Raw genomic sequence first — 12,756 nt, 5'->3', positions numbered from 1 at the left:
ACTCACAGGAGGAGAACGTCATGAACGAACGATTCGCCCTGCCCGCCCACAGCCCGGCCATCGCGGCGCTCGTCCCCGAGTTCCTCGACCTGGCGCGAGCCGCCGCGCACGGTGGGACGGCCGCCGAGGGGAGGGACCTCGCCCTGTGGGAGAACCTGACGGAGCACGTGTCGCTGGACTACCGGTTCGCCAATCCGCCCGTGCACGGTCCCGGCGACTGGGACACGTACGACAGCCGGTTCGTCGACTCCTCCGGCATGGAGATCGGCACCCTCCAGGGCACCGGGCGCATCCTGTACGAGCGTTCGTCGGACGCGCACCTGATGATGTACTACCGCGAGCAGCTGACCTTCCCCGACGGGTCGGCGCAGACCGCGGGCTGGGTCGACGGCACCGCGATCCTCGGCGGTGCGTGGCAGCGCTTCCCCATCCTGGGTTCGGGCGGCCGGTACGGCTCCATGATCGGGCTGCGCTCCTTCCAGCCCACCCCGGAGGCCCCGCACAGCCTCTACCGCACGCACCTGGTGCTCAGGGAGGTCCCCGGCGGACACGGGCTCACCGGTCCCGAGGAGATCGACGCCGCGCTGTCCCTGCTCGGCTCCTTCCTGGGCCCCTCGGTCAACCCGGCGACCGGGAACGGCCGCCTCGAACCCCCCGTACGTGCCCAGCAGTCCGCCTGAGGGAGCGGTGAGCCGCACACGGGCGGAACGAACGGCCGGGGTCCGTTCCGCCACCCGGCTCCCCTCGCTCACGGGCATGCGCTTCGGTGCGGCGTTCCTGGTGTTCACCACGCACGTGGCGGTGTCCCGGCCGTTCGCCGACCAGGGCGCCGACGACGAGCTGGCGAAATGGCTGGGCCGGGCCGGGTTCCTCGGCGTGAGCTTCTTCTTCACGCTGAGCGGCTTCGTACTGACCTGGTCGGCCAGGCCCGGCGAGCGGCTGCTGCCGTTCTGGCGACGGCGCCTGATGAAGATCTTCCCGAACAACGTCGTCGCCTGGCTCGCCGGACTCCTGCTCATGCTGGGGGTGGGGAAGCAGGTGACGGCGGGGCAGCTGGTGCCGAGCCTGCTCCTGGTGCACGGCTGGTTCCCGCAGATGGCGATCGTCGGCGGCACCAACGGCTCGACCTGGTCGCTCGCCTGTGAACTGGCCTTCTATCTGCTGTTCCCCTGGCTGCTGCGACTGGTGCGGCGCATCCCGGAGCGGTGGCTGTGGGGAGCGGCGGGCCTGGTGATCGTCGCGATGTGGCTGGTCCCGCTGGCGGCCCGGCTGCTGCCGTCCGAGCCGTCGTCCCCGTTCCAGTCCGTGCCCTGGTGGCGCTACTGGTTCACGTACTTCTTCCCCGGCACCCGGGTGCTCGACTTCCTCCTGGGCATCGTCGCCGCCCGCCTCGTGCTGAGCGGGCGCTGGATCGGACCGCGGCTCGGCCCGGCCCTGCTGCTCCTGGTTCCCGGCTATCTGCTGATGGCGCTGCTGCCGGACGCGTTCGGCCTGGTGGCGCCGACGGCCGTGCCGATCGTGCTGGTCATCGCGGCCGCCGCGACCCGGGACGCCGCGCACAACCGTACGTTCTTCGCCGGCCGGACCATGGTGTGGCTGGGCGAGGTGTCGTTCGCCTTCTACCTCGTCCACTTCCTCGTGGTCGCGTACGGGCCGCTGCACATGGCGTCCGGCGACCCCGCCGCCGGACCGACGTGGTCGGTGCCCGGCATGCTGGCGGTGAGCCTTGCCAGCTTCCTGGTCAGTCTCGTACTCAGCTGGGCGCTGTACTCCCTGGTCGAGAAGCCCGCGATGCGCGCATGGGGACGGAGACGGGAGCGTCCCGGTCGCACGAGCGCCCCGTCCGTCGGCCCGACACGCTGAAGGAGACCCGTCCGTGCCGCAAGCGGAGTCCGCACCCACGTGGCCCCTGACCCCAGGTGTCCGTACGCCGGGGGAGGCCGGGGTCCGGCAGCCCGTGCGCCCCTTCCCCGGGGCTCCCGGGTGCGGGGCCGCCGGTGCCGCCAACGCCCACTTCAAACAGCTGCTCGCGGGCGGGGCGCGGGCCCTGTCCGTCCCCTTCGACCTGCCGACCGGGGCGGGCCGGGACTCCGACGCGCCCGAGGCCCGGGGGAAGGTCGGGCACGGCGGCGTGGCCGTCGGCTCGATCGACGACATGCGGGTGCTGTTCGGCGGCATCCCGCTGGACCGGGTGCACCTCTCGCTGGAGGCCGACGCCCCGGCAGCCGTGCTGCTGCTTATGTGCCAACTGGTGGCGGAGGAGCAGGGGTTGGGGGCCGGGGTGCTGACCGGCAGTCTCCGCAACGACGTCCTGGACGCCCAGGACGATTCCCTCGCGCGCGGGACGTCCTTCTTCCCGCCGGCCTCCGCGCCGCGGCTGGCGGCCGACACCTTCGCCTACTGCCGGGCGGAGGTCCCCCGTTGGAGCACCCTCGCGATCCTGGGCGGCCGGCCGGCACCGTCGCCCGCCTGCTGCGTAAGACCCTGGCCCGGATGGGACTGCGCGACCAGGCCGGCAACCCCTTGCGCGTCACGCCCCACGACTTCCGCCGGATGTTCGCAACCGAGGCCGTCACCGGCGGACTGCCCGTCCACATCGCCGCCCGCATCCTCGGACACAAAACCCTGACGACCACCCAGGCCTACCTCGCCGTCTTCCAAGACGACCTGATCCGGACCTACCGCGGCTTCCTCGACCGCCGCCGGGCCGAGCGGCCCGTCGAGGAATACCGGGAACCCACCGAGCAGGAATGGCGCGACTGCCAGCAGCACTTCGAGCTGCGCAAGGTCTCCCTGGGAACCTGCGGGACGTCTTGCAAGCACGAACACGCCTGCATCCGCTGCCCCGTCCTCCAGATCGACCCACGCCAGCGAGGTCGGCTCATCGAGATCATCCAAAACCTCCGCAAGCGCGTCCACGAATCCCGCGGCAATGGCTGGCTCGGCGAGGTCGAAGGGCTCCAGGTCAGCCTCGACGCCGCCAACGCCAAGCTGCACAGCCTCAAGCGCGCCCCCGCCGACGGCCGACCACAGCTGGTCGACCTCGGCATGCCCCTCTTCACCGACACTCCAGGTTCCTGACGTATGCGATGGCACGGGCCTTGAGGTTCAGCCCACTGAACTACCGTGTTCCGGCCGCACCCCGTGTTGGGTTCACGCGCTTGAGCTTGGTCCAGCCGGTCCAGCCTCGCTTCGTCAGCAGCTCGATCAGCCGACGGGTCGGCGGCAGGGTGTCGAACACATGCGTATCCAGCAGCTCCGCGAACGGCGGCTCGAGGCCGGTGTCGTCGACGTAGAACTCGCCCTGCTCGTTGGCCATCTGCGTTATGTAGGTGGCCAACTTGTCGGCCAGTTCATCCAGCCGTGAGTCGTCGTCGGTGCGGTCGAGAGCTTCGCTCAGGGTGAGATAGAAGTCGATGAACTGCGGATCGGCGATCTGCTTCCGCTTGCGTGCCATCCACTCCGGGACGCGATCGGGTGAGCGCGCGGCCAGCGGAATCCAGCCGTCGCGCTCGACCTGGACAACCCGTTCGTCGACCCCGAGCGCCCGCAGCCGGTCGAGGTACTCGACCACCTCCTGGGGCAGTACCAGGCTGTCCCCGGCGGCGAGGCGGGCAATCCGCTCGCGGTGTCGCTGCCGCTCCCGAATCTCTGCCCGCAGCCGCTCATCGATATCTGCGACTGCCGCGGCGAACTCCTCCTCGTCGGCCTGCAGCAACTCCCGCACGCGCGCCAGAGGGATCCCGGCCTCGGCGAGGGTCCGGATCCTGACCAACTCGACCACGGCGTCGGCGCTGTACCTCCGGTAGCCCGAGTGGTCCCGCTCCGGCTCCGGCAGCAGCCCCTTGGCGTGATAGTGCCGCACCGCGCGCACCGTAACTCCGGCATACGACGCCAGCTCGCCGATAGTCAGCATCAGACCAGTCTCCTAGTTCGCAGCCCGGGTCCGGTAGAGACGCCGCGACCAGAGGTAGCCGACCAGTCCGATCACCACACACCAGCCGATGGCCCAGAGCGTGTCCGAACCATCGGGCGATCCGGCCAGCAGACCACGGAGAGCGTTCATGATCGGCGTGAACGGCTGGTACTCGGCGAACCACCGCAGCCCGGTCGGCATCGACTCCACCGGCACGAACCCGCTGCCCACGAACGGCAGCAGTATGAAGATCATCGGCCAGTTACTTGCGGCCTCCGGGTTCGGGCTGACCAGCCCCAGCGCCACGGTGAACCAGGTCATCGCGAACGACAGCAGCGCGAGCAGCCCGACAAGGCCCGACCACTGCATCGCCGAGGCGGCGGTCTCCAAGCCCAGCAGGAACGACACCCCGAAGACCGTGGCGAGGGCCAGCGCAGTCTGGACCATCGCGCCCAGCACATGGCCGGTGAGCACCGAGACCTTGGCGATCGACATGGTCCGGAACCGGTCGATGATCCCGCCAGCCATGTCGGTGGCGACCGAGACCGCGGTGCTGATGGACACGCTTGCCACCGCCATCACCACGATCCCGGGAGTGATGAACGTCAGGTAGTCGCCGCGGTCCCCCGCCGGGGCTCCCGGCAGACCGGCGCCCATAGTGCCGCCGAAGACGTAGACGAACAACAGCAGGAACAGCAGCGGCAGCCCGATCAGCATCAGCGTCTGCGACGGGTACCGGGCCATGTGCTTCAGGTTGCGGCGCAGCATGGTCGCCGAATCACGGACGGCATACGTCGCGCTGTTCATGCCGACACCTCCTCGGGAGACTCGTCGGCGGTGGAGTGGTCGGTCAGAGACAGGAACACGTCATCCAGGTCCGCGGTGTGCACAGCGAGCCCGGTGACTGCGTCATCGTCGATCCCGGCCAACAGCCTTCGCAGCGTGGTGAGGCTGCCGTCGTGCGGCAGAGTCAGGGTCAGCGCCGCTGCGTTCGGGGTCGCCTCGGGGAACCGGCGCGCCAACTCGGTCAGTCGTTCGCTGTCGGCGGCCTGGAGCTCGACATGACCGCCGGGAACCAGCTGCTTCAGCTCGGCCGCGGTACCCTCGGCGACCAGCCGGCCCCCGTCGAGCACACCGATCCGGTCGGCGAGCTGGTCGGCCTCCTCCAGGTACTGGGTGGTGAGGAAGACAGTGACCCCGTCGGCCACCAGTTCCCGCACGATCCCCCATAGGTCACGGCGGCTGCGTGGGTCGAGGCCGGTGGTCGGCTCGTCGAGAAAGATCAGCTGCGGCCCGGCCACCAGGGTCATCGCCAGGTCCAGCCGCCGCTTCATACCGCCGGAGTACGTCACTGCGCGCCGGTCGGCGGCATCAGCCAGGTGGAATCGCTCCAGCAGTTGCTCCACCACGCTCTTCGCCTGGCGCCGGTCGAGGTGACCGAGGTCGGCCATCAGCCGCAAATTTTCACGCCCGGTCAGTAACTCGTCCACGGCGGAGAACTGCCCGGTCACTCCGATCGATGCACGCACCTGGTCTGCCTCGCGGCGTATGTCGTACCCGGCGACCCGAGCGTTACCGGCGTCCGCAGGCAGCAACGTGGACAGGATACGGACTGTGGTGGTCTTGCCCGCCCCGTTGGGTCCGAGCAGGGCGTAGACGGTGCCTGCGGGGACGGTCAGGTCCACTCCGGCGACCACCCTGTGGTCGCCGTACGACTTGCGTAGCCCGGCGACCTCGATCGCACTGGTTCTTGTCGTCATGCCGCCCATGCTGAGAGGTTGCCCCTGCGTCAGGGTCAACTGTTGCGGCTATACGGCCTCCACTCGGTGATCCATTTCTTAGTCCGGAAAAGCACGCGGCCGACCACGGTGGCGAAGGTGCTGGCGGCCCGCCGGATCTGGGCCTGGTTGATGCGCGAGGAGTTCGGCGCGGCGCAGGGGGAGCCACTGATGCCGCGCTTCCGCTTCGTCGTCGGTCGCGCCCAGGAGTGGACGGCGGACGACGTCGAGACGGCTGCGCGGGAGCTGCTCGCACGGATCGAGCGCATGGGAGGCGCGGTGTGTGTGGCGGAACTCGGTTTTCCGCGGTCCGAGATCGGGCGAGGCGCAGCACGACGCGTACGCGGTGCCGTTGCCCTGTCCCCGGACGTCGCCCTGGAGGTCGGGCAGGCCGAACGCCTCGCCAAGCTCCGCGCGTGGCGCGACCGGAACCGACTGGACGGCTTCCTCGCCCGGCTCAGGGCGGCGGGCGGGGACACGAACGTCCTCTACCCGATGAAGTCGGCGCTCGCGGCGGGCGCGACGGTGGGCGAGGTCTGCGGTGTGCTGGGCGAAGTGTGGGGGTGGCGGGTGCCGGGTGATGGGGGCTGAGGTGTCGGGAGGGCATGTGCCGGCCGGTGCGTGCCGGGGCCGGGGGGCTCCGGGGGCAGGGCCCCGGCGGGGCTCGCAGCAGGTCAGGCCACCAGGAACGCCGCGTCCCAGCTCCCTGCTTCCGCCGCGCCGCCCGTTTCCCCCGGCCCCGCGCCGCACGCGTCCGCATAGCCGAGGAGGGCGAGCGCGATGCCCGTCGCGCCGTCGACGAGGCCCGGGCTGTCGACGAACGTGGTGCCGGCCTCGGTCCGCACCGCCTGGCGATAGCCGAACGGCAGGCGGGGATCGTAGGCGGCGGCGACGTCGCGGGCCGTCCGCGTCGCCGCGTCCCACAGCTCGGCGTCCTCGGTCGCGGCGGCCATCCGGACGGCGGCGTGCAGCGTCCCGGCCCGGCCGTGGCAGAAGCCGAGATCGAGTCCGGCACCGTCGTCCAGGGGCCTGCGGCACGCCGCCCGCATCGCGGCGAGCGCCCGCGCCCGTACGGTGGGATCCCCGAGCGCGCGCCCGGCGTGGTCGAGCGCGAGGGCGACCCCGGACGAGCCGTAGCACCAGCCCGCCCCCGGCTTGGCGGGAGCGGGACCGGGGGCGACACCGGTCTCCTCCTCGAAGGAGACCCGGCCGGGCCAGTATCCGCCCCACTCGTCCGCGCGTTCCTTGGCGAGCACCCAGTCGGTGATGTGCCGCACGGCGGGCAGCGTTCCCGGTACCCCGTACCCGGCCAGTGCGGCGAGGGAGAGCAGTGCGAGCGGGCCGCAAATGCCGTGCGCGGCACCGACGTTGAGGTCGCCCTGCGGGAAGGTGGTCCGGTCGCGGGGCACCACGTACCGGTCCGGGGCGCACCACCAGCCGGGCACCGTGGCACCCCCGACCCGGACGGGGCGCGTCAGGGCGACGAGACAGCCGAGGACGCGGCGCAGGGCCTCGGCGCCGGGTGCGTGTCCGTGCTCGGCGGCGAGCAGGAGGACCCGGCCCTGACCGGCAAGCCCCGCCAGCACGTCGTAGTCCATGTAGGACAGGCCGAAGTCCGCCTCGGCGATCCGCTGTTCGAGGCGTGCCGCGTGGGCGGTCGCGAAGGAGGCGAGGACATCGGCGCTGCGGGTGAGCAGCCGCGCGTAGCCACCGGCGACGTCGGCGTGCAGCCGCGCGGCCAGGAAGAGGTCCCCCGCACTCGCGGCGCCCGCCCGCGCGGCGGCCGTGACGGCTGCCGACAGGTGTCCGTGGACGACCTCGTTCCAAGCGTCGTCGTCCCTGGCACGGCGGCTGTGCAGGAGCGCCATGCCGGGGTGGCCGAGCGTCAGGGAGGCGGGCTGCCAGCCGGGCAGCATCAGATCTGCGGGCAGGGCCGCCATCCGGCTGCCGGTGAGCTCCGCGACGTGCGCCGGGTCCCTGAGCCGGTCCGCGACCGCGGCGGCGGTGTCGGCGGCCATGACCCGTACGGTCCCGGTGTCCGTCGCGTCGCCCGGCGCCGTACCTGCACCCGTACCCGTACTCCTTCTCATACTCCGTGCCTCCTCCTGGAGAGCGCGAGGGCGAGTCCCTCCCTGGCCGTCACATGGGCCAGCGTCTCCGTTTCGCGCTGCGGACCGAACACACGGTTGCAGTGCATGTGGGCCAGGCTGAGGGCGACGGACCGCCGCCCGGCGCCGTCGGCCGTGTCCGCACCGGGCTCCGCGCCGGAAGCCCCGGCCCGGATGGAGTCCACAGGGGCGGCTTCCGCGGACTCCAGCACCTCGCGCAGGGCGTCCAGCGCGCTCCCCCGCCCCGCCCACAGGTCCGCCGGCTCCACGTCCGGCCCCTGCGCGAGCCGCTCGGGCACCGGCCGGCCACTGGCGTCGAGCAGCCCGGCCACAAGTTGCTTGTGTTCCCTGGGTACTTCGGAGCGCCGGGCGAGCAGGGCGTCGTTGCCGAGCCATGCGAGGGCTTCGTGCGCCGTGCCCAGCCGGGTGAGGAGACCGAGGATTCCCAGGGCCGCGCCGACCTGTTCGGGAAGGCGGTCACCGACGGCGGGGGGCCGGCCCAACCGGTGCAGGACGACGGCGCTGTCCGCGTGGAACACCCGCTCGGCATGGCCGATCGCCGCGGCCCCTCCGTACCGTTCGGTCTCGGGGTCATAGGTGTCCAGCACCAGGTTCCCGGCGAGTCCGGCGTCGCGCAGTTCATGGGTCCACTGCCGCAGGGCGGGCAGCAGAACTCCCCACAGCGGGCCGGGTTTTCCGTGGAAGCGCAGGCGCAGATGGGGGTCCGGGTCCGCGTAGCGGAGGAAGAACCAGGAATCGACGCCTGCGGCCGTCATGAGTTCGGTGCCGGTGAGCCGGCCGAGGTGCCGACCCAGCACCTGGGCCTGTTGCGCCTCGGGCACGTACAGCTTGGCATACAGCCATTCGCCGCCCGGTACGTGGACGGACGGGCCGCTGCCGCGCCGGGCGGGCCGTACGGCATCGGCAGCCGCCGTCTCCGCCACTCCTCCGGCCTCCGGACCTCCCGCGCGGCTCGCGAACAGGGGGATCACCAGCTCGCCCGCGTGCGCCCCCGCGGTTCCCGACAGCCAGCGGCTCGCCCGTGGCCCTTCGACCCGTTCCCGTACGAGCAGACCCGTACCCTTGCGCGCCTCGTCCTGGAACACGATCAGGTGCAGCGGGTCGTCGAGGTCGACCGTGATCCGGTTGTCCGCCCGGGTCAGCATGACGTGCCGGGGCACCGACCACCGCTGCCGCCAGCGTGCCACCTCGCGCGGCCAGCCGCCGTCGCGCAGGGCCGCCGCCTCCAGCAGCTGCCGGTCGAGCAGCCATTGGGCGGGGGCCAGGACCGTACGCCCGTACGTCACACGCGGCTGGACAGGCGCGGCGGACCAGGCACCCCAGTTCCACGGGATGCACCACTCCTGCCCCTCCTGGCCGAGCTCCAGCAGGAACCGGGCGGTGTGCGGGAGGTGTCCGGTGGCCGGGTTGAGCATGGAGTACGACACCGGGCGCACGGGCTGCCCGGTCGCGGTGTTCACGAGCCGCAGCCTTGCCAGATCGGCGTGCACGGCGAGGTCGGCGATCCGGACGTCGCCGGTGCCCGGTGTCGCCGCCGGTCCCACATCGAGGGGGACCCGGTGCGGCAGCCACTGCGGCACAGCGGCCACGTTGGTGGAACGTACGACGCGCGGCCGGTACGCGACCGAGACCAGCCGCTCCGCCCCGGCTGCCCCGGCGAGCCCGGTGGCCGCTCCCTTCTCCCGTACCGCGAACTCCCGCAGATCCGCCGCGCGTTCACCGAGCACATGCGCGAAGCGGCCGAAGGTCGTCCCGGCCATGGGTGAACCGGGATTCATGCCCAGCAGCAACCGGAAGTCACCCGCACAGAGCGCTTCCCAGCTGTCGGCCAGCAGCTCGACGCCGAGCTCCAGGGATGCGGGCGGGCGCCGCGGGGCGGATGGCGCCAGCGCGCGCAAGTCCTCCTCGTCCAGGCGCACTTCGGGAACAGAGCCGGGTGCACTCGGATCGGTACCGGCGCCATGACGGCCGACGGCTTGGCGGCCGGTGTCGCGCATGAACAGCTCGCCCAGGAGCCGGTCCCGACGAGCGGTCTGCGGATGCGGTTCGGGAGCCGCGCCCTCACGTCGCCGATAGGACTCCGGAAGCCCCAACCCCCGCGCCTCGTCCAGCAGTTCAAGAACAGGCACGGCCCGCTCGGTTCCGTACCGTTCGAGGAAGCGGAGGTGGTAGTCCCGCAGGTGCGGGCTGCCCGGGGCGATGAACGAGGTCCGCCACAGTGCGGTGGCCGCACGTTCGGCCTCGCGGGCCACCTCCTGCGGCAGCACGGCCCGGGCGTCCAGCGCCAGATCGCTCTGGACGAGGTCCTCCGCCGGGTGCAGGGCCCGCATCCTGGCGACGGCCGCCGCGAGGGCGGGACGCTTGTCGGCGACGGGTGCGGCGTCCAGTGCGGCAAGTTCCGTACGTATCTCCCGCAGGGCATCGGCCAGCGGATGGGCGAAGCCGTCCAGTCGGCGGTCGAGATGGGCGAGCGGGTCGGGGCAGTCCGGCGGCGGGGTGAGGTCGCTGAGGAGGAAACGGGCACGGACCAACTGGCCGACGCACCGTTCGACGGCGTTGTCGGGCGCTTCGGGAAACCGCTCCAGGAGCGAACCGACGAGATCGCTCCAGGTGACGGGCTCGGCCGCGCACTCCAGTGCGCTGCTGACGACGGCGGTGAGCCGCACGGAGTGGAGCAGCCGCCGGGTGCCGGTGGCGTCGTGGGAGTCCGTGAGGACGAGACGCCCGTCCCGGACGGTCCGCAGATCGTTCGCAACCAGCCGGGTGCGCTCCAGCACGCCGGGCGTGGTGTGCAGGAGTTCCAGTACGTGCTCCAGCCAGCCCGCGTCGGGGCGGCTGCGACTGCGGTGCGCCGAGCCCAGTTCGAGGGCGGGCCGCGGGCCGAACTCCGCCAGTGCCACGCCCGCGAACAGACCGAAAGGAGTGGGGCGATGGGTCATGCGCAGGTGGTACTTGGCCAGGGAAACGGCGACCCGGCGCAGCCGCTTCTCCTTGAGTTCCGCCCCGTCGAGCACCTTGCGGACGTCGTCGGCGAGGCTGGGGCTGGCGAGCGCCACCGCCGCCATGAACGAGGGATCGGCGGCGAGCCGCGCAGTCCAGGCACGCAGCCCGGCCCCGGCCGCACTGCCCGGGCCGGACACCGCACCCTCGGTGCCGCCGGGCAGTGGCAGGACGGCCGCTCGCAGGAGGACCACCTGCGCCGCCCTGAAGTCGATGTCGTCCCGCATGTCCGCCGCCCGTCCGTCCTGTCCGCCGCATGGATGTCGATGCACCCGCTGCCGGGCCGCGGCCACGCACGAGGCGCGCCGCGGCCCGGCCGGGGCCTGGGACTCAGCAGTGCCAGGAGGTCACCGGACAGGAGAGGCAGGTGCCCGTGCCGGTGAAGGACTTCGCCTCCAGGGCGGGCGCCCCCTCCGGGACGGCTTCCAGGTCCAGGTCGAGGTCGAACTCCGACTGGGCGGTCAGGGCGTTCACCATGTGCTCCTCCAAGAGAAATCGCGGTCACGCCGGCGGTGCCACCGATTGGCGCACTCCGAACGTGTCCTTATCGGAGCTTTTTCTAACAGCTCATGACAAAGCACCTCTAAAGCCGCTGCTGCGAAGGCTTAACGCCGCCCTGATGGAGGCGCTCCTCCTAGATGTCCTTGGTGTACGGAAGGACCCGTCCGGCGAACAACTCCATGGACTGCTTGGCGAGTTCGCCTGGCATGTCCCCGTACCGGAAGCCCGCGATGACCTGGGTGACACCTGCCCCGGCGAGTTGCTCCAACTGCTCCAGGACGGTGTCCGGCCCTCCCGCGAGGAGCAGTTCGTCCGCCTTCTCGACGAGCGCCGGGTCCACCTCGTCGACCAGGAGGTGGTTGCCGCCGTACGGAATCCCCCCGCCGGCCAGCAGGGACGAGAACTGCAGCTGGCGGGCGGCCTCAAGACGGGCGGTGTCACGGCCGCGCGAGTCGGAACCGCAGTAGACGTATCGCGTGGTGGACACGCGGTGCTCGGCCGGCTCGTGTCCGCTCTCGCGCAGGGCCGTGGCCATCAGCCTGGACTGCGCGGCAAGTTGGTCGACGGTCTGGGCCGCCGGGGTGAGCAGGTGGAAGCCGTGCTGTGCGGCGTAGCGGACGGACTCGGCGCTCACCGCCGCCATCCAGATCGGCGGGTGCGGCGACTGCACCGGCCGCGGCAGGACGGTCACCGGGGCTGCCACCCGGTGGTGGTCCCCGGAGAACGTCACATCCTCCTCGGTGAACAACCGCAGAATCAGATCGACCGACTCCTCGAACCTGCGGCGGCTGTCGGCCACGTCCCGCCCCCAGCCGAGGAATTCGTGCGGCTGGTAGCCCCGCCCGATGCCGAGGTCGAACCGGCCGCCGGTGAGCACGTCGAGGGTGGAGACGTCGGCCACCAGTCGCGCCGGGTCCCAGAGCGGCAGCACCAGCACCGAGGTGCCGACCCGCAGGCTCGGCGCGAGCATGGCCGCCCGGGCCAGCAGCAGGAGCGGGGAGGAACTGGCGCTGTACGTGGAGAAGTGGTGCTCCGTGATCCAGATGCCGGAGAAGCCCCTGCCCTCCGCCCACTGGACCTCGCTGAAGAAGTCGTTGTACGCGGAGATCAGCTCTGCCCTACCGGTTGAGGACGAAGGACTCAAATAGGCGATACCTATATCCATACACACCTCCTGGCACATATCGATCGACCGAGCGTGACCGACCGAGTTTTTACTACCCAGTCCATCATGCAGAACCGGTGGGTTCATTGCGTCTGCCAGGCCATTCACGTCACAGGATGACCGGATCACCCCTCACGTACGTGACTTCGAGCGATGCCGCCGTCACCCGAGTACGTGTTTTCCCTGATGCGGACCGGCTGCCGACATTGCGAAGCTCAAGCCAGAGCCGAGTGCGGACCCAACGATGTGCCCGCCGCCATTCAGTAC

The 12,756-nt window shown here is 71.3% G+C and carries 12 protein-coding genes; 5 read left to right on the top strand and 7 right to left on the bottom strand.

The annotated features are described in order from the left end of the window. Positions 1-20 precede the first annotated feature (20 nt). From ACFYY1_RS26595 to ACFYY1_RS26580, 4 genes are read left to right on the top strand one after another with little or no spacing between them, the layout of a single operon-like run. Positions 21-680, top strand: a complete 660-nt coding sequence (locus ACFYY1_RS26595) for a hypothetical protein (RefSeq protein WP_388590057.1) — start codon at positions 21-23, stop codon at positions 678-680. 7 nt (positions 681-687) lie between these two features. Next, positions 688-1,863 carry an acyltransferase family protein gene (locus ACFYY1_RS26590; RefSeq protein WP_388590055.1) on the top strand — a complete coding sequence of 392 codons (1,176 nt, stop codon included), beginning with the start codon at positions 688-690 and terminating at the stop codon, positions 1,861-1,863. A gap of 13 nt (positions 1,864-1,876) precedes the next feature. Then, the gene (locus ACFYY1_RS26585) at positions 1,877-2,629 is read left to right on the top strand and encodes a methylmalonyl-CoA mutase family protein (RefSeq protein WP_388590053.1); all 753 of its coding nucleotides are present in this window, start codon (positions 1,877-1,879) and stop codon (positions 2,627-2,629) included. After that, positions 2,524-3,081, top strand: coding sequence for a tyrosine-type recombinase/integrase (locus ACFYY1_RS26580; protein ID WP_388590052.1), 558 nt, complete (start codon positions 2,524-2,526; stop codon positions 3,079-3,081). Before ACFYY1_RS26585 ends, ACFYY1_RS26580 begins: the two co-directional genes overlap by 106 nt. Before the next feature lie 40 nt (positions 3,082-3,121). On the opposite strand, the gene ACFYY1_RS26575 is transcribed toward ACFYY1_RS26580, so the two are convergent. Genes ACFYY1_RS26575 through ACFYY1_RS26565 form a run of 3 tightly spaced genes read right to left on the bottom strand, consistent with a single transcriptional unit; the run spans position 3,122 to position 5,676 of the window. Further along, a complete protein-coding gene (locus ACFYY1_RS26575; RefSeq protein WP_388590050.1) occupies positions 3,122-3,916 on the bottom strand; it encodes a MerR family transcriptional regulator in 795 nt (264 codons plus the stop codon). A 12-nt stretch (positions 3,917-3,928) separates the two neighbouring features. Further along, positions 3,929-4,723, bottom strand: a complete 795-nt coding sequence (locus ACFYY1_RS26570; protein WP_388590049.1) for an ABC transporter permease — start codon at positions 4,721-4,723, stop codon at positions 3,929-3,931. Beyond that, on the bottom strand, positions 4,720-5,676 hold the full coding sequence (locus tag ACFYY1_RS26565; RefSeq protein ID WP_388590046.1) for an ABC transporter ATP-binding protein: 957 nt from the start codon (positions 5,674-5,676) through the stop codon (positions 4,720-4,722). Before ACFYY1_RS26565 ends, ACFYY1_RS26570 begins: the two co-directional genes overlap by 4 nt. Positions 5,677-5,793: 117 nt before the next feature. On the opposite strand from ACFYY1_RS26565, the gene ACFYY1_RS26560 reads away from it, so the two are divergent. After that, positions 5,794-6,285, top strand: coding sequence for a methylmalonyl-CoA mutase family protein (locus tag ACFYY1_RS26560; RefSeq protein WP_388590044.1), 492 nt, complete (start codon positions 5,794-5,796; stop codon positions 6,283-6,285). Between the two features lie 83 nt (positions 6,286-6,368). Here ACFYY1_RS26560 and ACFYY1_RS26555 read toward each other — a convergent pair whose 3' ends face one another. From ACFYY1_RS26555 to ACFYY1_RS26540, 4 genes are all read right to left on the bottom strand, one after another. After that, the gene (locus tag ACFYY1_RS26555; protein WP_388590042.1) at positions 6,369-7,784 is read right to left on the bottom strand and encodes a lanthionine synthetase C family protein; all 1,416 of its coding nucleotides are present in this window, start codon (positions 7,782-7,784) and stop codon (positions 6,369-6,371) included. Then, positions 7,781-11,050, bottom strand: a complete 3,270-nt coding sequence (locus ACFYY1_RS26550) for a lantibiotic dehydratase (RefSeq protein ID WP_388590039.1) — start codon at positions 11,048-11,050, stop codon at positions 7,781-7,783. The genes ACFYY1_RS26555 and ACFYY1_RS26550 overlap by 4 nt, the downstream gene beginning before the upstream one ends. A 103-nt stretch (positions 11,051-11,153) precedes the next feature. Further along, a complete protein-coding gene (locus ACFYY1_RS26545) occupies positions 11,154-11,300 on the bottom strand; it encodes a hypothetical protein (protein WP_388590036.1) in 147 nt (48 codons plus the stop codon). A 157-nt stretch (positions 11,301-11,457) separates the two neighbouring features. Continuing rightward, the gene (locus tag ACFYY1_RS26540; protein WP_388590034.1) at positions 11,458-12,489 is read right to left on the bottom strand and encodes an LLM class flavin-dependent oxidoreductase; all 1,032 of its coding nucleotides are present in this window, start codon (positions 12,487-12,489) and stop codon (positions 11,458-11,460) included. Positions 12,490-12,756 lie beyond the last annotated feature (267 nt).

The sequence above is a fragment of the Streptomyces sp. NPDC001890 genome, from assembly GCF_042891445.1.
Lineage (GTDB): Bacteria > Actinomycetota > Actinomycetes > Streptomycetales > Streptomycetaceae > Streptomyces.
This window is presented reverse-complemented; position numbering and strand designations above follow the sequence as displayed.

What these genes read in the sequence shown, in the direction of transcription:
- ACFYY1_RS26570 (WP_388590049.1), bottom strand. Translation starts at nt 4,723, where the DNA reads ATGAACAGCGCGACGTATGCCGTCCGTGATTCGGCGACCATGCTGCGC.
- ACFYY1_RS26550 (WP_388590039.1), bottom strand. Translation starts at nt 11,050, where the DNA reads ATGCGGGACGACATCGACTTCAGGGCGGCGCAGGTGGTCCTCCTGCGA.
- ACFYY1_RS26595 (WP_388590057.1), top strand. Translation starts at nt 21, where the DNA reads ATGAACGAACGATTCGCCCTGCCCGCCCACAGCCCGGCCATCGCGGCG.
- ACFYY1_RS26575 (WP_388590050.1), bottom strand. Translation starts at nt 3,916, where the DNA reads ATGCTGACTATCGGCGAGCTGGCGTCGTATGCCGGAGTTACGGTGCGC.
- ACFYY1_RS26565 (WP_388590046.1), bottom strand. Translation starts at nt 5,676, where the DNA reads ATGACGACAAGAACCAGTGCGATCGAGGTCGCCGGGCTACGCAAGTCG.
- ACFYY1_RS26540 (WP_388590034.1), bottom strand. Translation starts at nt 12,489, where the DNA reads ATGGATATAGGTATCGCCTATTTGAGTCCTTCGTCCTCAACCGGTAGG.
- ACFYY1_RS26555 (WP_388590042.1), bottom strand. Translation starts at nt 7,784, where the DNA reads ATGAGAAGGAGTACGGGTACGGGTGCAGGTACGGCGCCGGGCGACGCG.
- ACFYY1_RS26545 (WP_388590036.1), bottom strand. Translation starts at nt 11,300, where the DNA reads ATGGTGAACGCCCTGACCGCCCAGTCGGAGTTCGACCTCGACCTGGAC.